The sequence below is a fragment of the Bradyrhizobium sp. USDA 4452 genome, from assembly GCF_054063575.1.
The window spans coordinates 1439100-1459267 of sequence record NZ_JBSSGK010000001.1 but is presented as its reverse complement, the minus strand read 5'-3'; the positions used below and the strand labels follow the sequence as shown (position 1 = coordinate 1459267).

At 65.2% G+C, this 20168-nt stretch carries 19 protein-coding genes and 1 pseudogene; 7 read left to right on the top strand and 13 right to left on the bottom strand.

All coding sequences use genetic code 11. The annotated features are described in order from the left end of the window. Positions 1-29 precede the first annotated feature (29 nt). Both ACVISU_RS07120 and ACVISU_RS07115 read right to left on the bottom strand, forming a co-directional pair. Positions 30-809 carry an enoyl-CoA hydratase gene (locus ACVISU_RS07120; RefSeq protein WP_456706452.1) on the bottom strand — a complete coding sequence of 260 codons (780 nt, stop codon included), beginning with the start codon at positions 807-809 and terminating at the stop codon, positions 30-32. 123 nt (positions 810-932) lie between these two features. After that, positions 933-1604 carry a hypothetical protein gene (locus tag ACVISU_RS07115; protein ID WP_050403328.1) on the bottom strand — a complete coding sequence of 224 codons (672 nt, stop codon included), beginning with the start codon at positions 1602-1604 and terminating at the stop codon, positions 933-935. 324 nt (positions 1605-1928) lie between these two features. Between ACVISU_RS07115 and ACVISU_RS07110 the strand changes: the two genes are divergently transcribed. Further along, a complete protein-coding gene (locus tag ACVISU_RS07110) occupies positions 1929-2474 on the top strand; it encodes a sigma-70 family RNA polymerase sigma factor (protein ID WP_050403327.1) in 546 nt (181 codons plus the stop codon). Positions 2475-2476: 2 nt separating this feature from the next. Continuing rightward, positions 2477-3115: an NrsF family protein gene (locus ACVISU_RS07105; protein ID WP_050403326.1), complete on the top strand. Its 639-nt coding sequence runs from the start codon at positions 2477-2479 to the stop codon at positions 3113-3115. A gap of 109 nt (positions 3116-3224) precedes the next feature. Here ACVISU_RS07105 and ACVISU_RS07100 read toward each other — a convergent pair whose 3' ends face one another. Next, complete coding sequence (locus ACVISU_RS07100) at positions 3225-4331, bottom strand: DUF2336 domain-containing protein (RefSeq protein WP_456706451.1); 1107 nt, start codon at positions 4329-4331, stop codon at positions 3225-3227. Between the two features lie 60 nt (positions 4332-4391). After that, complete coding sequence (locus ACVISU_RS07095) at positions 4392-5540, bottom strand: GGDEF domain-containing protein (RefSeq protein WP_456706450.1); 1149 nt, start codon at positions 5538-5540, stop codon at positions 4392-4394. A 419-nt stretch (positions 5541-5959) separates the two neighbouring features. Here ACVISU_RS07095 and ACVISU_RS07090 point away from each other — a divergent pair, with 419 nt between their 5' ends. From ACVISU_RS07090 to ACVISU_RS07075, 4 genes and pseudogenes are all read left to right on the top strand, one after another. Further along, the gene (locus ACVISU_RS07090) at positions 5960-6529 is read left to right on the top strand and encodes a sigma-70 family RNA polymerase sigma factor (protein ID WP_050403323.1); all 570 of its coding nucleotides are present in this window, start codon (positions 5960-5962) and stop codon (positions 6527-6529) included. Next, the gene (locus ACVISU_RS07085) at positions 6526-7266 is read left to right on the top strand and encodes a hypothetical protein (protein WP_456706449.1); all 741 of its coding nucleotides are present in this window, start codon (positions 6526-6528) and stop codon (positions 7264-7266) included. Before ACVISU_RS07090 ends, ACVISU_RS07085 begins: the two co-directional genes overlap by 4 nt. 80 nt (positions 7267-7346) lie before the next feature. After that, a pseudogene (locus ACVISU_RS07080) lies at positions 7347-7843 on the top strand (S8 family serine peptidase); the annotation flags it as partial. Positions 7844-8493: 650 nt separating this feature from the next. Then, the gene (locus tag ACVISU_RS07075; protein ID WP_456706448.1) at positions 8494-9003 is read left to right on the top strand and encodes a TIGR03809 family protein; all 510 of its coding nucleotides are present in this window, start codon (positions 8494-8496) and stop codon (positions 9001-9003) included. On the opposite strand, the gene ACVISU_RS07070 is transcribed toward ACVISU_RS07075, so the two are convergent. The 5 genes from ACVISU_RS07070 to meaB all read right to left on the bottom strand — a co-directional run bounded on the left by ACVISU_RS07070 (position 9000) and on the right by meaB (position 14116). Then, complete coding sequence (locus tag ACVISU_RS07070; RefSeq protein ID WP_456706447.1) at positions 9000-10370, bottom strand: TIGR03808 family TAT-translocated repetitive protein; 1371 nt, start codon at positions 10368-10370, stop codon at positions 9000-9002. The genes ACVISU_RS07075 and ACVISU_RS07070 overlap by 4 nt on opposite strands. Before the next feature lie 410 nt (positions 10371-10780). Next, on the bottom strand, positions 10781-11977 hold the full coding sequence (locus ACVISU_RS07065) for a tetratricopeptide repeat protein (RefSeq protein ID WP_456706446.1): 1197 nt from the start codon (positions 11975-11977) through the stop codon (positions 10781-10783). 32 nt (positions 11978-12009) lie between these two features. Continuing rightward, a complete protein-coding gene (locus ACVISU_RS07060; RefSeq protein ID WP_456706445.1) occupies positions 12010-12336 on the bottom strand; it encodes a hypothetical protein in 327 nt (108 codons plus the stop codon). A 143-nt stretch (positions 12337-12479) separates the two neighbouring features. Then, on the bottom strand, positions 12480-13127 hold the full coding sequence (locus tag ACVISU_RS07055) for a pyroglutamyl-peptidase I family protein (protein ID WP_456706444.1): 648 nt from the start codon (positions 13125-13127) through the stop codon (positions 12480-12482). Next, the gene (gene meaB, locus ACVISU_RS07050) at positions 13124-14116 is read right to left on the bottom strand and encodes a methylmalonyl Co-A mutase-associated GTPase MeaB (RefSeq protein WP_456706443.1); all 993 of its coding nucleotides are present in this window, start codon (positions 14114-14116) and stop codon (positions 13124-13126) included. The genes ACVISU_RS07055 and meaB overlap by 4 nt, the downstream gene beginning before the upstream one ends. 157 nt (positions 14117-14273) lie before the next feature. On the opposite strand from meaB, the gene ACVISU_RS07045 reads away from it, so the two are divergent. Continuing rightward, positions 14274-14744 (top strand): SRPBCC family protein, encoded by a 471-nt coding sequence (locus ACVISU_RS07045; protein ID WP_050403314.1) that lies wholly within the window; start codon positions 14274-14276, stop codon positions 14742-14744. Positions 14745-14758: 14 nt separating this feature from the next. On the opposite strand, the gene ACVISU_RS07040 is transcribed toward ACVISU_RS07045, so the two are convergent. Genes ACVISU_RS07040 through ACVISU_RS07025 form a run of 4 tightly spaced genes read right to left on the bottom strand, consistent with a single transcriptional unit; the run spans position 14759 to position 20119 of the window. Continuing rightward, complete coding sequence (locus ACVISU_RS07040) at positions 14759-15574, bottom strand: RsiV family protein (protein ID WP_456706442.1); 816 nt, start codon at positions 15572-15574, stop codon at positions 14759-14761. Between the two features lie 34 nt (positions 15575-15608). After that, positions 15609-17765, bottom strand: a complete 2157-nt coding sequence (gene scpA, locus ACVISU_RS07035; protein WP_456706441.1) for a methylmalonyl-CoA mutase — start codon at positions 17763-17765, stop codon at positions 15609-15611. A gap of 12 nt (positions 17766-17777) precedes the next feature. Then, the gene (locus ACVISU_RS07030) at positions 17778-18248 is read right to left on the bottom strand and encodes a GFA family protein (RefSeq protein WP_456706440.1); all 471 of its coding nucleotides are present in this window, start codon (positions 18246-18248) and stop codon (positions 17778-17780) included. Next, entirely contained in the window at positions 18245-20119 is a 1875-nt protein-coding gene (locus ACVISU_RS07025; protein ID WP_456706439.1) for a methylmalonyl-CoA mutase family protein, read from the bottom strand. The genes ACVISU_RS07030 and ACVISU_RS07025 overlap by 4 nt, the downstream gene beginning before the upstream one ends. Positions 20120-20168: the final 49 nt, after the last annotated feature.

The window sequence follows — 20168 nt, the reverse complement described above, 5'->3', positions numbered from 1 at the left end:
GTTCCGATTTCATCGGAACGGAAAAGGCTCTAGCGGTTCTTGTTGACCGGCTTGCGCTTCTCGATGAAGGCCGCCATGCCCTCGGAGCGGTCCTCGAGCGCGAAGGTCGAGTGGAACAGGTTGCGCTCGACATTCATGCCTTCCGACAGCGGCGTCTCGAACGCGCGGTTGATGGCCTCCTTGGCCATCGCGGCGGCCGGACGCGACATCGAGGCGATCTTCTCGGCCGCCGCGAGCGCCTCTTCCAGCAGCTTGTCGGCCGGAACGATCCGCGACACGAGGCCCGAGCGTTCGGCTTCCGCCGCATCCATCATGCGTCCGGTGAGGCAGAGATCCATCGCCTTCGACTTGCCGATCGCGCGGGTCAGCCGCTGCGTGCCGCCGATGCCCGGGATGGTGCCGAGGGTGATTTCCGGCTGGCCGAACTTTGCGGTGTCGGCGGCGATGATGATGTCGCACATCATCGCAAGCTCGCAGCCGCCGCCGAGCGCATAGCCCGCGACCGCGGCAATGGTCGGCTTGCGACAGCGGGCAACGCGGTCGCCGCCGATGGCGGTGAAGTCGCTGCTGAACATGTCGATGAAGCCCTTGGGCTGCATCTCCTTGATGTCGGCGCCGGCCGCGAAGGCCTTCTCGCTGCCGGTGATCAGGATGCAGCCGATCTTGTCGTCGGCCTCAAGGTCGTCCACCGCCGCGGCGATCTCGCGGAACACGCCGAACGACAGGGCATTCAGCATTTTGGGCCGGTTCAGCGTAATGACGCCGACCGGTCCCTTGCTTTCGACGATGATGAATTCGAACGTAGCCATGACGCAAACCCCGTGCCTGATTTGCCGGGCAATGTGCCCGCTGACGGGATGCGCTTCAAGTGGCTGAAAGGAGCTTTGGGCCGCGGTACGGCGCATCCGCGCCGCAAGCCGCGGGACCTTGGCTTAAGCCATGAACATACGCGCGGCGGACGCCACCGTGAGCAGGGCGCCGAAGCCGATGAAGATCTTCCCGATCAGCGAGGTCTGGTCCAGGCTCGCGCTGTCGCTGCTCGCCAGAACCGGGGCCGGCTTGGGTGCCGCTACGGCGACAGGCGGTGGCTGCGTCGGGGGCGCCTCCTGTTGGGCGGTCTGGGGTTGAACCGGCTGCGGTTGTTCCGCCGGCTGCTCCTGCTGCAGGGCCCGGTCGAGGTCATTGAGCTGGTCGGATGCGACCACGCTGCCGTCGGGTTGCGCGTCGCCGGGCTTGTCGGAGGCGGCCATCACCGGATTGGCGCCGGCGGGCGCAGTGCTCGCATTGCCGTCGCCGGACGTCAGCTCCGCATTGGCATTGGCGACCGTGGCGGGCATGCCCGCCGACGTCACGCTGCCGGCACCGCTCGTGACCTTCCTGCTCTCGGATTTGTCAGCCGTCCTGGAAGACTGGTGGCGCGCGTGGCGCCGGCCATGCCGCGAACTCTGGTCCGCGGACTTGTCGGTCGAAGCATTGTCGGATTTCGCCGTGGCGGGATCCGAACCGGCCGCATGCGCCGGCAACGGTCCGGCGAGACACACGAAAAACCCTGTCAGCCCTGTTGCAACCATCAAGGCCAAGCGCCCGCTGGCTTTGATCTTCATTCTGATGATCTCCCCATCTTGCCCGCCCAAAGGCGAAAAGAGCCCCCGCTGCGTGTCCACACCGGGGCAGAAAAAGGGAATCTTCGGGCTTGAGGGGGCGAAAGCTGGGCAATTTCCATCCCATAGGGGCTTCAGCGGCAGCACCCCGATGCTTGTCGGACCGATCGGTGTTATGAGCCCTGACGACTGGAAACCCGCCGGAGCGATTCTTTGAGGCTGATGCTCGGCGCGGCGTTGCCTGGATAACGATCACGAATTCGTGACATCTTTGGCTTGCCGCGTAACAAACTGAAAGATCGGCCGAATTGCAATTCAGGAGCCTGCGTGCGCGAACGTGAGGATGAATGGACCGACCTGATGCGGTCGGCCATTTCAGGCGATGACGCGGCGTATCATCGCCTGCTCAAGGCCATCACGCCGGTACTCCGTGCCGCGGCGCGACGCGGCTTGGCGCGCGCGGGACAACCGGTCGATCAGTCCGAGGACATCGTGCAGGACATCTTGTTGGCGGTGCATTTGAAGCGACAGACCTGGGACACCAGTGCGCCGTTCGCGCCGTGGCTGTTCGCGATCGCACGCAACAAGCTGATCGACGCCCTGCGCCGCCGCGGCAGGCGCATCTTCGTCAACATCGATGATTTCGCCGAGACGCTGCCGGGGGAAACGCCGGAGCCGACGGCGTCGCCCGGCGAGGTCACCGCCCAGTTGCAGGCGTTGCCCGCGCGGCAGCGGGAGGTGCTGCAATCGATCGCGGTCGACAGCGCCTCGATCAAGGATACTGCTGCGAAATTCGCGATGACCGAGGGCGCGGTACGGGTCGCGCTGCATCGCGGGCTTGCGAGCCTGACCGCGAAATTACGGGACCGATGAGCATGGACACCGATCAACTCATTCGAACCCTGACCGCCGACAATGCGTACCGGCCTCGTCCGATCGGCCTCGCGCTGATGATGGCGCTGCTGGCGGCGGCGCCGGTCTCGCTGCTGATCTTCTTTGCCGAACTCGGCGTGCGCCCGGACGTGATGACTGCGATGCATAATCCGTTCTTCGATCTGAAGTTCGCGGTGACGCTGGCGCTCGCCGCCTCGGCGATCGCGGTCAGCCTGCATCTGACGCGGCCGGAAGCCTCGCTGCGCGGCTTCGGCTGGTGGCTGCTGATTCCTGCCGGCATCCTCGTTGCCGCGATCAGTGGCGAGATGATGATGCCGCAGCGTACGCCGATGATGACGCGCCTGATCGGCAAGAACTCGATGGCGTGCATGACCGCGATCCCCGCGATGTCGCTGCCGCTCCTGGTCGGCGCGCTGTATGGCTTGCGACAGGGCGCGCCGGCGCGGCCGGCAGTCGCCGGCGCGGTGGCAGGCCTGCTCTCGGCGGGCCTCGCGGCGACCGTCTATGCGTCGCACTGCACCGATGACTCGCCGCTGTTCGTTGCCACCTGGTACACGCTGGCGACGGCGATCGTCGCAAGCGTCGGCGCGCTGATGGGGAAGCGGGCGCTCAGGTATTGACGCGATGTAGCCCGGATGCAGCGAAGCGAAATCCGGGTTTCTATCCGCGGACGGATCGGTCCCGGATTGCGCTGCGCTGCATCCGGGCTACGAGAAACAGGTTGAGATACTAAGCGGCGGGCGCGGATTGCTGCATGCGATGAAAGCGCAGCACCTGCTGCGCGGTGGATGGTCGCAACCGCTCATAGGTGTCCTTGCAGGCCTGCAAGTCGGTCGGCTCACCGCCCGAGATGTCGTCGCGCAGATTGATGATCGATCGCACCGTTGACCATGACAGGCCCGAAACCTTGGCCAGGATCATCACGCCCTCGGCGCGGGTTTCGATCATCATGTTCTCCGCGATGCTGACCGAGACATTGGCGAGCGCGGCAAGCGAGGCATTCGTCTCGTCGAACTTGCCGGCCTCGGCGAAGGATGCGAGCTGGAATTCGTCGAGCCGGCCGTCCTGGTAGAGCGACTTGACCAGCGCATGCGCAATCGTGGTATCCGACGTCACGGCGGCGGGCGCCGAGCGCGCGCGTCGTGTGGCTTCCTTCACCGCGATCGGGATCTCCTTGGCCTGCTGCGGATTGGCAGCCTCGAGCCGCTGCCTGACCGCATCCGAGGCCTTGGCGACCAGCTTGAGATAGAGGTGCCGCGGGATGTTCGGGCGCAGTCCGACGCAGGTCGACAGGTTGTCGTCACCCTCGGCGCGGCTGACCAGCCGGGTGAAGCCGCGCTCGGTGAATTCAGCGCCGGGATTGTTGACCGCGCTCTGGATCACCTCGTCATTGCCGCGCAGCACCAGCACGTCGGTGACGGCGCCGCTCAGCGTCTTGCGGTTGGAGATCGCGAGCAGATGCGCCTGGCTCTTGCTGCGCGCGGTTTCGATCAGGGTGTCGTCGTCGAGCCGCGGCGACAGCGTCAGCACGGGGCCTGCGACCTCGATCAGGTCGTCGAATGCAAGGGTGCGGATGGTCTGCGGTGGCGCGGTCTCGATCGGGGCGAGGCGGTTGGCGAGCAGCGCCTTGGCCGAATTCTCGATGTGCTCGAGCAGGCATTGGAAGACGTCGTCGAACAGCACGATCTGCTGGTCCGAATAGTTGACCGAGCCGTTGATGAAGAGGTCGGTCACGCGGCGCAGCGTCTCGACGCGGCGTGCGACGGTGCCGTGCGCGAGGGTCGTCTGCAACTCGTCGAGCAGACTTTCGGGGGCGGTCTCGGGCTTCGAACTCATGACTCTGTCCTGGAGCGGTGGCGACGGATTCTCCGGCGCCGAATATGGAATGAAAGGATGTCAGGCACTGGCGATGCGGTTGCGTCCCCTCGCCTTGGCTGCGTAAAGCGCGCCATCGGCGCGGGCGAGTAGCGTGTCGGAGTTTTCGTGCGGCTTGAGCGTCGTCACGCCGGCGGAGATCGTCACCTGCATGCCGGGCGAGAATGCGCTCCAGTCGAGGCCGGCGATGATGGCGCGCAGCCGCTCGAGCGCGCGCATCGCCTGATCCTGCGACAGGTCGGGCAGCACCAGCAGGAACTCCTCGCCGCCATAACGGCCGAAGCGATCGATGCTGCGGAGATTGGCGAACATGCCGATGGCGAAGGTGCGCAGCGCCTCGTCGCCGATCGGATGGCCGTAGACGTCGTTGATGCGCTTGAAATGGTCGAGGTCGATCAGCGCCACCGCGCAGGAGCTGCCATTGCGGGCGCAGCGCGCGATCTCCTCCTCGAGCGTGCGCATGATGCTGCGGCGATTGGAGGTGCCGGTCAGCTCATCGAGCTCGGCGAGCTCCTCGATGCGCCGGTAGGCCTCCTTGAGCTTGACGCCGCTCTGATACAGCGATCGCTGCATCGAGCTCGAGAAGATACCGAGATACATGCAGCGCCCGATCGTCAGCGCGAACACCAGCATGGTGGCGAGACGGTCGATCCTGGTGCCGGTCGGCATCCCGATCGCCTTGTCGGTGCCGAGGAACAGCGCGGCGAGGCCGACCACCATGATGGTCCAGACGACCGCTGTCTGCCGCGCCGAGGTGCGCAGCGCACCGAAGCCGAACACCACGAACAGATTGCAGAGGAACAGCACGCCGACTTCCGGCGCGATGTAGGTGAACACCAGCAGGTTCACCATGTTGACGGCCGATTGCGGCGCGACCAGGTAGTGGTCGCGGAAGCGCTCGTGAAAGCCGCGTTCCGAAAGCAGCACATAGATGGCGACGAGGCAGAGGCCGGTCAGGGCATAGCCGGCCGCGACCAGGACCGACGTAGTGCCGGCATGCGCGTAGATCAGCAGCACGACGGCATCGAGCACGAAGCAGGCGGCGATCATCGACTGGATCTGGCGGCGCTGCCTGGCCCGGCGGGTCAGGCGCTCTTGCGTCAGCCTGGGACGGCCGCTTTCCGATGCGCCCGCGATCGGGCTGGGAAGTGACGACGCAGCGCTGCCCATGGTCTCGCCATTGCTGAAATCCGGCGAAAATCTAAGTGGGAAAGCCTTTAGGTTTGGTATCTTTTGGTACCGAATCTGCGCCGGTGGAACCCGGTCATCACCCTTGTTTCGTAAGGGGAATCTGTTCGCCAAAGCGGACGGGGAACGATTGGGGCGGGGGACTTGCGGCGACGTCCGCTTCGCAACAGCGCTGGCTTGCCGGCCAAGCCTTGATAAGGTCGCGCCGGATGGTGCGAGTCCGCGAGAGTTTTCACTATTATGATACCGTTTATCGAGTCGCCGGCGATTTTTCCTCATTGGGATCGTCGACTGTGTCATAGATCACACATGCGGTCCGGGCATTGCCGTAATGTGAAGAATCTTGGCTCTCGCGTCGAACCACGCACCACCCCCCTCAGACCAACTTTGCGAGACGGCCATTGAGCGCGACACAGGCGGCTTCAGACGAGGTTCTGATCGCTCGGATCGCTCAAGGCGACCGGCTCGCCATGCAGGTGCTGTACGGACGGCATCATGTCAGGGTGTACCGCTTCGGGCTTCGGCTCGTGCGGGACGAACAGGTGGCGGAGGATCTCATTAGCGAGGTCTTTCTGGACGTGTGGCGTCAGGCGGGCAAATTCGAGGGACGATCCGCCGTTTCGACCTGGCTTCTGGCGATTACCCGGTTCAAGGCATTGTCTTCGCTGCGGCGAAGGAAGGACGCCGAACTGGACGATGAGGCCGCGAACGCGATCGAGGACACGTCCGACGATCCGGAAACGGCGGTGCAGAAGAAGGACACGGGTGACACGCTGCGCAAGTGCCTGACGGGACTATCGGCGGAACACCGGGAAATTGTCGATCTTGTCTATTATCACGAGAAATCCGTGGAAGACGTCGCAGAGATCGTCGGGATTCCGGAGAACACCGTGAAGACGCGCCTGTTCTATGCGCGCAAGAAACTTGCCGAGTTGCTGAAGGCAGCCGGTGTCGAGCGAGGTTGGCCATGACGGCTGCGAGCAACAAGAAAGTGCAGGGTCCAGATCCTGACGATGTCGAGATGCTGCTGCCCTGGCACGCGGCCGGCACGTTGAACGCGCGCGACGCGCGCCGCGTCGAGGACGCGCTCGCTTCCGATCCCGAACTGGCCCGGCAGTATGCCGTCATCCGCGATGAATATGCCGAGACCATCGGTCTCAACGAGAGCCTCGGTGCGCCGTCTGCGCGCGCCATGCAGAAGCTGTTCGCCGCGATCGATGCCGAGCCGGAGCGCAAGCCGTCGGCGGGCGCGCGCGTGTCGGCCTCCGTCTCGGAGTTCTTTTCGAAATTGTCGCCGCGGACGCTGGCCTGGTCGTCCAGCCTCGGGGCGCTTGTGGTGCTGTTGCAGGCCGGCGTGATCGGTGCGGTGCTGATGCGCAACGAGCCGGCCTCGTTCCAGACCGCCTCGCTTGATGCCGCCGAACAGCGCAGTGCGCCGAGCGCAGCCGTCGCACCCAGTGCGCCGATCACCCGCGACCTCGGCGCCAGCGTGTCGGCCGCGCCGACGCGGCTGTTGGTGCGCTTCACGCCGGATGCCAGGATCGGCGATATCACGTCGCTGCTCGACAATTACCAGGGCGCGATCGTCGACGGTAAGGGTGGCATGTTCCGCTTGCAGTTCCGCGCGTTGGACAAGGACGGCGTCGCGGCGCTGATTGCCCGTTTGCAGAAAGAGAAGATCGTCAGCCTCGCGGTCGAGACGCCATAGTCAGCGGCTGACGGTCTGCGCCGAGTCGAGGTCACCATGACCGCCACGGCCGGACAGAGCGGCCATTGTAGCCGCCGTGCACGATCGGCCTGATCCGCAGCGCCGGCAATCGCCCCGTCGATGCGGTGGCACGCGAGTTCGCGAGTGACAGCAGCGTCCGCTCCGTGCAGCCCAACTACCGTTACGCGCTGCAGGACCAGAAACCGGCGGCGGGCGGCAGTGACCCGGCGCAATATGCCCAGGCGCAGTTGCATCTGCCCGGGGCGCACAAGCTGGCGCGCGGCATGAACGTCACCATCGCCGTCATCGACTGCGGCATTGATGCCGCACATCCGGAACTGGCCAACACGGTCGCGGATGCGTTCGATGCGCTCGGCAGCAAGGATGGCCCGCATGCCCACGGCACCGCCGTCGCCGGCGTGATCGCGGCGCGCGTCAGGCTGACGGGGAGCACGCCGGAAGTGCGGGATCTTGGCGATCCGCGCCTTTGGCGCGGCCGGCGGGCGGCGCCGAGAGCACGTCCTATGTGATCCTCAAGAGCCTCGATTACGCGGTGGCGCACGGCGCGCAGATCGTGAAGCGACCGCGGACAAACCGTCGCAGCCTGCACAGGCGGCGGACGGCAATAACACTTCCGTGAGCCGTGCGTTGAATGAACCAGCGCCGTCGATCGCATCGGACGATTCCGCTGCAAATCACGGTGCTGCGCGGTGATTTTCGGCATCGGGCGTCTGCAACGGTGCGATGGAACCGGGCGGCGAAAAGGTTAAAAAAATCGCCGGCGATTTGAACGTGTGCCGCCCTCTCACGACTTATATGTGTGGGAGCGGTTTATCCCTCCCCGGCTATATCAGGCGCGAGCGCCCATCCACCCCAAGCGCCCATATGGCTTTGACCCGTCCGGTTGTCCCCCCGGACGGGTCTTTCATTTTGGGGGTGACCCTACGTGGCGGACTGGGCCGATTCGCGCGACGGGTGCGGCTGTTTGTTGTGGATCGTTCGGCTGCACGGCGTTCGAAAGAGACGCACATCGCAACCATGCAAGTCGATGACTTGACGAGGGTTCGGGCAAGAAACTCCGTCGTCGAGCGGACTTCTCTCATCGCCTGTCCGCGATTAAGAATTTAGTTAGACTTTATTTACGTTTTCCACAGAATATCAGCGTCACGTCCAGTTGATTCGGTTCGGTTGCGTCTGCGTCCGTTTCTTTCCCTGCGGGCACCTTCAATGACACATCGGACCGACGTGGCCAGAGGCCAGGAGATCGTTGCACGCTGGTGCAACCTCGCCGAGCAAAGGCTGGAGCACCTCAACGAGCTGTTCGAATCCGGACGTTGGCGCCGCTATCACAGCGAGCAGTCCTTTCTCGAGAACATCAGGGAAGCCCGGGCCGCCGTCGACATCTGGCGGGAATTGCTGACCCGCGAAGCCTCGCTCGACAATTCGCCGATCGATCTGTCCTGGCTCGGTCGCGGCAAGTCGAAACTGCCGCCGCCCTACATGTCGTCGGCGCCCTACGTCTCGCCGGCGCCGCAGCCGCGGCCGGAGGCAGCCACATTGGCGGAGGCCGCGATGACCGCAGTCGCGGCCGCGCTGGAAACGGCGGCAGAGGTTCTCGAGCAGCCGCCCGTTATGGCCGAGGCGCCTCCGCTGGAGATGCCTCCTCCGGTCACCCCGCCGGTGCTCGATCTCGACACTATCCAGCGCCGCTATCCGCTGCTGCGCAATGCGCTTTAGCGTCGTACCGCGTTCGCCCCGACCGTCAGCTGCACGTATTGCTGGGCGCCACCCACCGACAGGTCGCTCGTGATCGGGCGCGCGTGGTCGAGCCCGACCACCGCGCCGCCCGGGGTTTCGGCGATCATGTTGTTGTTGATCAGCGCTGTGCCCGCGCCGGGCACCACCGAGACGCCGATGCCGACGAACGCCTTGCGCACGACATTGCCCGAGATCGCGACGTCGCGCAGGTACTTGCCCCAGCCGGCGACGATGCCGAAGGTCGGCGCATTCTCGATCACATTGCCGGTTACCGTGCTGTCCGCCTCGACATAGATGCCGATGCCGGCCCCGTCGTTCGGGTCGGTGCCAACAGGGCGCTTCGGCAGCAAATTGCGGATGATGTTGCCCTGGACCACCGCGATGCGGCCGCCTTCGTTGAAATTGCACACGGAGACGCCGATCGCGGCGCCGTCGACCGTGTTGTTGGCGATCACGGCGGCCTCGAACGCGAACTCCGAATAGAGTGCGACCTCGCGGACATTGCTGACGCTGTTGTCCATGATGTGGATGTTGGAGGCCGAATTGCCGCGCACCGCCGAGAAGTCGCAGTTGCTGATGCGGTTGCCGCGCACGATCACATTGCCGGCGCGGAAGGCGTTGATGGCGTTGCCGTACTGCCCGGAGCCGCCGGGGCCGGCCTTGATGTCCTCGATGCGGTTATCGGCAACGATCGAGCCATCGTCGCCGATCGCGGTGCGCAGGATCTCGATGCCGTTGTCGTTGGTGCCCTTGATGGTGTTGCGCGCGACCATCAGGCCGAGCGCATCGAACGACACCAGCGCGGTGCTCGCGATATCGCTGAAGAAGTTGTTGCTGACGTCGCCCGACATCTGCTCGAACCAGATGCCGGCGCCGCCGCTGCCGATGAACTGGCAGTCGGTGATGCGGATGTCGCGGCCGGACAGGCAATGCACGAGGCCGCGGCGCGCAGGCAGCGGGACGTTGCCGCCGTCGAAGGCAAGGCCCATCAGGACGATGCCGCCGGCGCCTTCGCCCTCAAGCAACGAGGCGCCGCCGTTGAACGCCAGCCGGCTGGCGCCGCGCACGCCGATCAGCTGGCTGCCGGGCGCAAGCCGCAACAGCCCGGTGCGGTAGACGCCGGGCGGAAACGCCAGCGGCACCTGCGCCCGCGCGGCGTCATCGATCGCGCGCTGGAGGTTGCGGGTCTGGTCGTCGGGGCTGCCGGGACGAACGCCATATTGCGTCACGTCGCGGCCGAGCGTGCCGGCCGACTGCGCGGCGCGCGCCGCATCCGGCGACATCGCAAGCGCGCCGGCTGCGCCGGCGGCGGAGACTCCGATCAGATGGCGGCGGTTGACGTCCATGGGCATGGCCCTCGCTGAAGGCGCGAGCGGTGACCTTCGTTGCCGATTAGGTAACGCGAAATGCGCCGCTGCCTGGTGAACAGGCCGCCGCAGCCGGTTGTTTGTTGGCGGTAGGGTTAATCTCGGGTGCAGCAGGTCAGAGCGCGTCGTTAACGAGATGGGGCCTGCCTCGTGACTGCGGGTGACGGCGAAGGAACTCCCGGCCGCAGGCGCGCGCTGCCAAAATATCGAAAACAACCCCATGCACCGTAGGCTGCGGCTGCCGACGTTCGACAAGGCAATTGACACGTCGGGCAACTCAGGGATATTCTTCTATTATTCCGAAATAATGCGCTCCGGCACTTCGCAAGGGCGGTCGGTTACCAATATCCGCGACATGTGGGACCTGACCGTGGAGCCGGGAATTCGAACTAACCCAGCGAGCGCGTCTCCAGAGCCACCGCGATCTTCTCCAGGGCGGCGTTCTTGCGCTGCATTTCGGCGAGCTCCCGATCTAGAATTCCAATCGTTCCCGGGCCGGACAACCACCCGCCTGCATGCGTGCCCGTTCGGCAATAACGCCAAACCCCGGTTGCCAGGAAGGCGGCAGCAACAAGCCATAGCAGCGCCTGACCCAGGCCGGAGTCCGTGAGGGCGCGACGGAAATCGCCTTTCAGCAGGTACGCACCGGCGCGATTGCCGTAGGCGTCCCGGTCGTTCGGATCAAGCGCGATCATCTGATCGTAGTCGGCGATGGCGCGATCGTAGTCGCCCTTGGTTTGGTAAGCGTAGGCGCGGCTGAAGTAAGCGTCTCTGTATCGCGGATAAAGAGCGATCGCCTGGCTCAGGTCGGCAATGGCGCGATCGAGGTCACCTTTCGCTTGAAATGCGGAAGCGCGGTTATAGTAGGCGAGCGCGTATTTCGGATAGAGAGCGATCGCCTCAGTCGAATCTGCGATGGCGCGATCGAAATCACCCTTCGCCCGGTATGCAGTGGCGCGATTGTAGTAGGCGAGCGCATATTTCGGATCGAGCGCAATCGCCTGGTCGTAGTCGGCGATGGCACGATCAAGGTCGCCTTTGGCCCAGTAGGTGTTGCCCCGTGCGATGAGGGCAGCGGTGTTGTTCGCATTCAGTTGGAGGCTGCTGGTATAGTCCGCGATGGCACGGTCGTGGTCACCCTTGGCTTGATAGGCGTCGCCGCGCTCGCCGTATCCGACCTGCTTTCCATAGCGTGACAAACCGCTTTCGAACGCTTGGTTAGCGTCGGCTATCGCGCGGTCGTAGTCGTGCCGCTGGTTGTAGATATGCGATCGGTTGAGCAGCGAGTCGGCATCTTTCGGATTAATCCGGATCGCCTCAGTGTAGTCCTTGAAGGCGTGGTCGACACCATCGGCGGCGTTTGTCCATGACCAGGAGCAACCGCGTTGATAATACAGCCTGGACAGGTTCCCCTCGCTGTAGTCTCCGCTTTCGATCGCCCGTGTGCAGGCGGCGATCGTCGCGGCAGCGGTCTCCTTCGATCCTTTCAGGCACTCCTGTCGATCGTCAGCCGCCGCTGGCCGGCTGACGGCTGCGGCGAATGCCAGAGCAACTATCCAGAGAGGCGCGGACGTCCCGGAGCGCATGTCTTACCTCCGCCGATACGCTAATGTTCGAGCTAACCCGGAGACGGCGAGCACTTTTCCAGAGCCGTTGCGATCCTCTCCAACAACGCATTCGTGCGTTGAGATTCTGCGACCTGCTGCTCATAGAGATCGACCCAACCTGTTCCGGATGATGTGCGCGAATTCCTGCGCGTGAGCCAAATCCAGACGCTCATCAGCGCCAAGAATGGTAACCAGGACACAATCAGACCGATCGCCGAAGACGGCGAACCGCCGCCCGGCTTACTCATGAACGTGAACCATACGAGGAGAGCACCGACGAGCGCGACCCAGATCGCAACCAACAGAATCCAAGAGCGGGTTTTGGTCGTTCCGGCCACGGCAGTTCCCTTTGATAGGTTCAACGAGGCGCATGCTATCACTGGTTGATAGGCGTTTCCCATGCCTCGCGCATGCAACCGTCGCCACGTGGTTAGCCGTTCGTTGCAGGATCGATGAAAAGCTGTTCGAGGTCTGTCCGCGCTCACGGGCGCACGGCCTGCCTCGTCAGCTTCACCAGCTCCATCAGCATGGCTTCGCCGGCATCGACCAGCGCATCCAGCGTGATGTCTGATTTGCCAGGCGCTGCCGCGCCGTCACGAGCGAGCGGCGGAACATGGACGAATTGTGCGAGGTGCAGGCCGTTGTTCTTGTTCGCGGCCTCGATCGCGCGCCAGCTCAGATAGTTGCAGAGATAGCTGCCGGCATCGCGCGACATCCCTGCATCGATACCGGTGGCCAGCGCGGCACGCAGCAGCTTTTCGCTGTGCGGCCCGAACAGCTTCGCCTCGGCGCCGCCGGCGATCGATCCCTTGCGCGGATGCTGGCGGCCGGCATCGGGGAAGCGCGTCGTCATCGCATTGCGGGCGCGGCTCTCGATCCGCAGATGCGAGCTGCGGCCGGCGAGGCCGAACATCAACAGCGCCTGCGGGCGATCTCGTGCGATCAGCTCGGGCAATTCGCGGTCGACGGCAGCATAGGTGACGTCGAAGATGTGGCTCGTCAGCACGACGTTGTCGAAAGCCGGCCGGCGCAGGGCGATCAGCCGCTTGACCAGCGGCGTGGTCGGGTTGAACGGCGCACCCGGGAACGGCTTGAAGCCGGTAACGAGGATGCGCAGTTTGCCGCTCAATGCAGCATCTCCGCGATCTGCTCGGCGGCGACCGCGGGTGAGATGCGGCCGCCGGCGACCTCGGCCTCCATCTTCTTGACCTTGGCGCGGATCGAAGCGTCCGAGCGCAGCCGCGCCATTATCCGGCTCTCCAGCATCGACCACATCCACTTCACCTGCTGCTCGCGCCGGCGGGTCTCGAATTCGCCCGAGGCGCTCATCGCGGTGCGGTGCTCGAGAATCTTCTGCCAGAGCCGGTCGAGGCCGGCGCCGGTCAGCGCCGAATAGGTCTCGACCGGCGGATGCCAGTGCTCGGAGCGCGGCGCCAGGATATGCAGCGCGCTGCGATAGTCGGCGGCGGCAAGGTTGGCGCGCTTGAGGTTGTCGCCGTCGGCCTTGTTGATCGCGATCATGTCGGCGAGTTCGACGAGGCCCTTCTTGATGCCCTGCAATTCGTCCCCGGCCCCCGGCAGCATCAAGGCCAAGAAGAAATCTGTCATGTCGCAGACCGCGGTCTCGGACTGGCCGATGCCGACGGTTTCGACCAGCACGACGTCGAAGCCGGCGGCCTCGCACAACAGCATCGCCTCGCGGGTCTTGGCCGCGACGCCGCCCAGCGTGCCCGAGGACGGCGAGGGGCGGATGAAGGCCTGGTCGGAGACGGCGAGCCGCGCCATCCGCGTCTTGTCGCCGAGGATCGAGCCGCCGGTGCGCGCCGAGGAGGGATCGACCGCCAGCACCGCGACCTTGTGACCGCGCTCGATCAGGAACATGCCGAGCGCATCGATGGTGGTCGACTTGCCGACGCCGGGCGAGCCCGTGATGCCGACCCGCACCGCCTTGCCGGTGTCGGGCAGCAGCGCCTGCACCAGCTCGCGCGCCGCCGCCTGGTGGTCGCTGCGCCTGCTCTCGACCAGCGTGATCGCCCGCGCCAGCGCGGCGCGGTGGCCGGCGCGGAGGTCACGGGCGAGGGCGCTGATGTCGGGAGCGGCAGGCTTCGGCGAGGTCATGGCCTTGGTTTACAACGGCTGTCGGTTGCAGGCGAGGGCGGAGTCCGCACTCGTCCCCGATCAATCGCGAGATCGGAAATCGGGTGGGCGCGGCCGATGCCATGCGGTTGATCAGGGCGCGTTCCGCATCACTGCGGACCAACATCCGGAGCCTGCCATGACCCAAGCCTATTACAGCACCGTCCTCGACCATCCGCTCGACACCGTGTGGTCGCTGATCCGCGACTTCAACAATTACCCCGCCTATATCGAGGGCGTCAGCGAAAGCGTGATCGAGGACGACAAGCGCGGCGACCAGGTCGGTGCTGTCAGGCGCTTCTGCTATCTCGGGCTGTGGGTCAGGCAACGCCTTGCCGGCCACTCGGACGCGCAGCATTCGCTGACCTATGCCAGCATCGAGCCGCTGCCGTTTCTTTCGGATGCCGGTTCGGACGCGCCGCAGCCGACCCATTACGAGGGCACGATGCATCTGCTGCCGGTCGTCGAAGGCAACCGCACTTTCATCGAATGGTCGGTCAAGCTCGACACGGCGCCTGCTGACGCCGATCGCTGGCACAGCCAGTTCCAAGCGTGGATTCCGGACTGGACCGGCTCCCTGGTCAGAGCGCTGGCGCGTCAGCCAGGCTGAGCCTGCCGAAGCAGCTATTGCGACTGATCGTCCGCGTCGGCCTTCGGCCGTGCGCCGCCGAAGATCCTGGCGCCTTCCGGCGCCAGATACGGCTTTAGGGTCTCCCACGGCACGAAGACGACATACTGGCCTTCGGCGTAGGGGCCGACGGCATAGGGCGGGTAGTGGAAGGTGAGGCCGGAACTCTTACCTGACACGGTCGACGGCGCCAGCGTCACGGCGCCGATCTTGAGCAGGGTCGGCTTCAGCTCCTTGTACCATTCGGCGTTTGCCGTCTCGCCGGCGCCGCGCCGCTTCTTCTCGGCATTCAGCGCCGAGACGATCGCCTTGCGCATCGCCGTCAGGGTCGGGCCGCTGTCGGCTGTCTCGGTGAAGAAGGGGCGGATACTGATGCGCTTCTTCGCCGCCATGTCCCACAGGATGGTGTTGACGTCGGTGTTCGGATGCGCGCCCAGCGTGTCCATATAGTCGTCGCGCAGCACGCTGACATAGCGGCGGTCGACGATCGAGCGCACCGAATATTTGCGCTCCAACGAATAGCCGCCGCGATCCTTGAACAGCTCAGGCTCGTCCTTGCGCGCGGAAGCTGCCTCCGCCGCGTTTTTGTCGATCCACGTCCTGCCTTCGGCGAGGCAATCGGCCGCCAGCGCGTCATCTGCCTTGATCTTGTCGTCGAGATAGACGTTGGCCTCGATGCTCGCATTCTTGATCGTGGCGTCGGGCTTCGGATCGGCTTTGGGATCGGCGGCGCGAGCAGGAAGGCAGAGACATGCCAGCAGGCCGGCGAGGCCAATGATGCGGACAGGCGTCATCGAGCGGGCGGCGCGCATGGAAGCTCCTGACCGGAGAGGGGATGCGGCAGCGTTACTCCGCCGCCGCGCTATGGCCGAGCCGGGCGTTGAGCTTGTGGATCAGCTCCTCGGCGGCATCGGAGATCACGGTGCCCGGTGGGAAGATCGCCTCGGCGCCGGCGGCATAGAGCGCATCGTAATCCTGCGGCGGCACCACGCCGCCGATGATGATCATGATGTCCTCGCGGCCGTGCTTCTTCAGCGCGGCCTTCAGTTCCGGCACCGCGGTGAGATGGGCTGCTGCGAGCGAGGAGACGCCGAGGATGTGGACGTCGTTCTCGACCGCCTGCCGCGCGGCCTCGTCGGCGGTTGCGAACAGCGGCCCGATATCGACGTCGAAGCCGACATCGGCGAAGGCGGATGCGATCACCTTCTGGCCGCGGTCGTGCCCGTCCTGGCCGATCTTCGCGACCAGGATGCGCGGGCGGCGGCCCTCGGCCTCTTCGAAGGCGTCGATCAGCGCCTGCACCTTTTCGACCTTGTTGGACATCGCCGCTGCCTCTCGCTTGTAGACGCCGGTGATGGATTTGATCTCGGCGCGGTGGCGGCCGAACACCTTTTCCATCGCGTCCGAAATCTCGCCGACGGTGGCCTTGGCACGCGCGGCGTCAATGGCGAGCGCCAAGAGATTGCCGTTGCCTTCGCCGGCCGAGCGGGTCAGCGCAGCCAGCGCCGCATCGACGTCCTTCTGTTTGCGCTCCTTCTTCAGTCGCGCCAGCTTGTCGATCTGCAAGCGCCGCACGGTGGAGTTCTCGACCTTGAGCACGTCGATCGGCTTTTCGTTCTCCGGCTTGAACTTGTTGACGCCGATCACCGCTTGCCGGCCGGCATCGATCCGCGCCTGGGTCTTGGCCGAAGCTTCCTCGATCCTGAGCTTCGGCACGCCGGCCTCGATCGCCTTGGCCATACCGCCGAGTTCCTCGACCTCCTGGATGTGACCCCAGGCCTTCTTCGCAAGATCGTGGGTCAGCCGCTCGACGTAATAGGAGCCGCCCCAGGGATCGATGATGCGGTTGGTGCCGCTCTCCTGCTGCAGGAACAGCTGGGTGTTGCGGGCGATGCGCGCCGAGAAATCGGTCGGCAGCGCCAGCGCCTCGTCGAGCGCGTTGGTGTGCAGTGACTGGGTGTGGCCCTGCGTTGCCGCCATCGCCTCAATCGTGGTGCGCATCACGTTGTTGAACACGTCCTGCGCGGTCAGCGACCAGCCCGAGGTCTGGCAATGCGTGCGAAGGCTGAGCGAGCGCGGGTCCTTCGGGTTGAACTGCTTGAGCAGCTTGGCCCAGAGCAGCCGCGCCGCGCGCATCTTGGCGACTTCCATGAAGAAGTTCATGCCGATCGCCCAGAAGAAGGAGAGGCGGGGGGCAAAACGATCGACGTCGAGGCCTGCGGCAAGCCCGGCGCGCAGATATTCGACGCCGTCGGCCAGCGTATAGGCGAGCTCGAGGTCCTGCGTCGCGCCGGCCTCCTGCATGTGATAGCCGGAGATCGAAATGGAATTGTATTTCGGCATCCGCTGCGAGGTGTAGGCGAAGATGTCGGAGATGATCCGCATCGAGGGTGCCGGCGGATAGATGTAGGTGTTGCGCACCATGAACTCTTTCAGAATGTCGTTCTGAATGGTGCCCGACAGCTTCTCCGGCGGCACGCCCTGTTCCTCGGCGGCGGCGACGAACAGCGCGAGGATCGGCAGCACGGCGCCGTTCATGGTCATCGACACGCTCATCTGGTCGAGCGGGATGCCGGCGAACAGCGTGCGCATGTCGTAGATGGAATCGATCGCGACACCGGCCATGCCGACGTCGCCGGAGACGCGCGGATGATCCGAGTCATAACCGCGGTGGGTGGCGAGGTCGAACGCGACCGACAAGCCCTTCTGTCCGGCCGCAAGGTTGCGGCGATAGAAGGCGTTGGAATCCTCCGCCGTGGAGAACCCTGCATATTGCCGGATGGTCCAGGGCTGGTTGACATACATCGTCGGATAGGGCCCGCGCAGATAGGGCGCGATGCCGGGCCAGGTCTCGAGGAAGTCGATGCCTTGGAGATCGGCCTCGCCGTAGACGGACTTCACCGGAATGCCTTCGGGCGTCAGCCACGGCTCGGTGCTCGCGGCAGGCATCGCCGCCGCAACGGGCTGGAAGGCGACATCGGCGAAATTGGGAATGCGGGTCATTCCTTGGCTTCCTTAGTCATGATCCGGATGCTGGTGGCTGACGATGGTCGCCATCTTGTCCGGTCCGTAATTCTGCATCGTGGTCTGGCTCGGCAGGTTGGCGATGCCGACCACCCAGCCTTGGCGGGACTCGGTTCCGAATTGCTGGGTCGGGATCACCCGGTCGGGCCGGTCGAACGCGCCGGTCATGATCTCGATGCGGGGACCGTCGATCCGGCGGAAACTGAGTGGCGTGCCGCAAGCGGCGCAGAAGTCGCGCTCGGCGATCGAGGAGGATTTGAACGCCGCCGGTCTGCCGCGGGTCCAGGCGAAATCCTCCTTGTTGATATCGGCGAAGGAGGCGAACGGCGCACCGGAGGCCTTCTGGCACATCCGGCAGTGGCAGATGCTAACCCGGTTCGGCGCCGCGGATACCGCAAAGCGCACGGCGCCGCACTGGCAACCGCCGGTCAGAACGGGTTTCGCTGGTGCCTCTGCCGTCATGCCTGCTCCATCCGCCGATAGGCGTCGCGCAATGTCGCCAGCGCGTCACCGCCGGCGAAGACGAACTCACCGATGCCGGCCGCCCGCAGCGCCGCTTCCAGCTCGCCGGGCCGCCCTGCCAGATAGATATGCCTTACCCCGGCGCCGTGAAGGGCCCTGGCCGCCTCAGCGGCACTGGCGGCATAGACCTTATCCGAGGAACAAATGCACGCCATCGTCGCGCCGGAGGCCTTGAAGGCCGCGGCCAGCGCCGCCGGATCGGCAAAGCCCTCGCTGTCGATGGCCTCGATCCCGCCGGTCTCGAAGAAGCTCTTTGCAAATGTGGCGCGGGCCGTGAAATCCGCCGGCGTGCCGAGATTGGCGAGGAATATCCTCGGCCGCGCGCCACGCGCCTTCAATGCGGCGTCGGACTTGTCGCGCAGCGCCTCGAACGGTTCGGCGAGCCGCATCGGCGCGAGGGCGTCGAACTTGACCTTGGCACCGGCGGTGGAGATCGGCGCTGATGGTTTTACATCCAGCACTGCGAGGTCGGTCTCGTGCAGATTGGGGAATTCGCTGGCGCCGGTCAGCACGTCGCGGCGCTTCGCGACATTGGTCTCGCGCTGGGCCCGCGTTGCGGCGACTTTCTGTTGCAGCAACCCTTGCTCAAGCGCGGTGAAGATGCCGCCGGCCTTCTCGATCTCCTGGAACAGCGACCACGCCGCCTCGCAGAGCTGTGAGGTCAAAGTCTCGATGCCGCCGGCGCCGGCCGCGGGATCGGTGACCTTGGCGAGATTGGACTCGTCGAGCAGCACGAGCTGCGTGTTGCGCGCCACGCGGCGGGCGAAATCGTCGGGCAGGCCGAGCGCCAGCGTGTGCGGCAGCACGGTGATCGCATTGGCGCCGCCGAGCCCGGCGGCAAAGGTCGCGATCGTCGCGCGCAGCATGTTCACATTGGGATCGCGCTGGGTCAGCATCCGCCAGGCGGTCTGCGCGTTGACGAAGATCGGTTTCGGCGTGAGGCCGCAGGCCTCTTCGATCCTTGCCCATAGTCGGCGCAGCGCGCGGAATTTCGCCATGGTCAGGAACTGGTCGGCATCGGCGCTGAGCCGGAACGACACGGCTGTGCGTGCCGCATCGAGATCGAGCCCTGCGGCTTCCAGCATGCGCAGATAGGCGAGCGCGGTCGCGAGCGTGAAGGCGAGCTCCTGCACCTCGGAGCCGCCGGCATCATGCACCGGCCGGCCGTCGGCCAGCACGAACGGCCCCTTGAAGCCGCGCTTGATCAGGCCGCTCACCACCTGGCCGAACGGCTTCGCGTAGTCGGCCCAGGCTGTGGTCGCAGCACCGCGCACGGCAATCGTGCTGAGCGCCTGGTAATTGAAATGCAGGTCGAGCTTGGCGGGATCGAGCTTGCGGGCCTCGACCATCTCGGCAAAGGTCTCGCCAGCGTTCTCGCGTCCGATCACCGGGTTGAGCGCGATCATGATGCCGGCATCGAGATGGACGCCGCCGCAGGCCCGCGCCAGCGTCTTCTTGCTGGCATCGGCAAGACCGAAGCCGCGCGCGCCGGGACCGCCGGCGAACTCGAATTCGAGGCCGGTCGCTCCGTTCTCAAGATCCTGCAGCGCCTGCGCATTGGCCGCTGCGGCGTCGGGATGGTCGACCCGCTGCAGGATGTGCCAGGGGGTCGCGGCGGCGCGGCCGGCAAGCGGGCTCACGTTGGTGGCGCGGCGGTAAATCGGATCGATCTTCAGACCGTCATAGGTCTTGCTGACCAGCTTCTCGAACGGGGCACCCTTCAGCACGGCGTCGACCAGCTTGCGCCAGTCGTCATAGGTCGCTGGAGCAAAATCCGAAGCCAGAGCCAAATCGTCAGTCGAGGTCGTCATCCGCCCAAATCGTCCTTCATCGGCCCCGCGACGGGGCGCTTGATTTGGC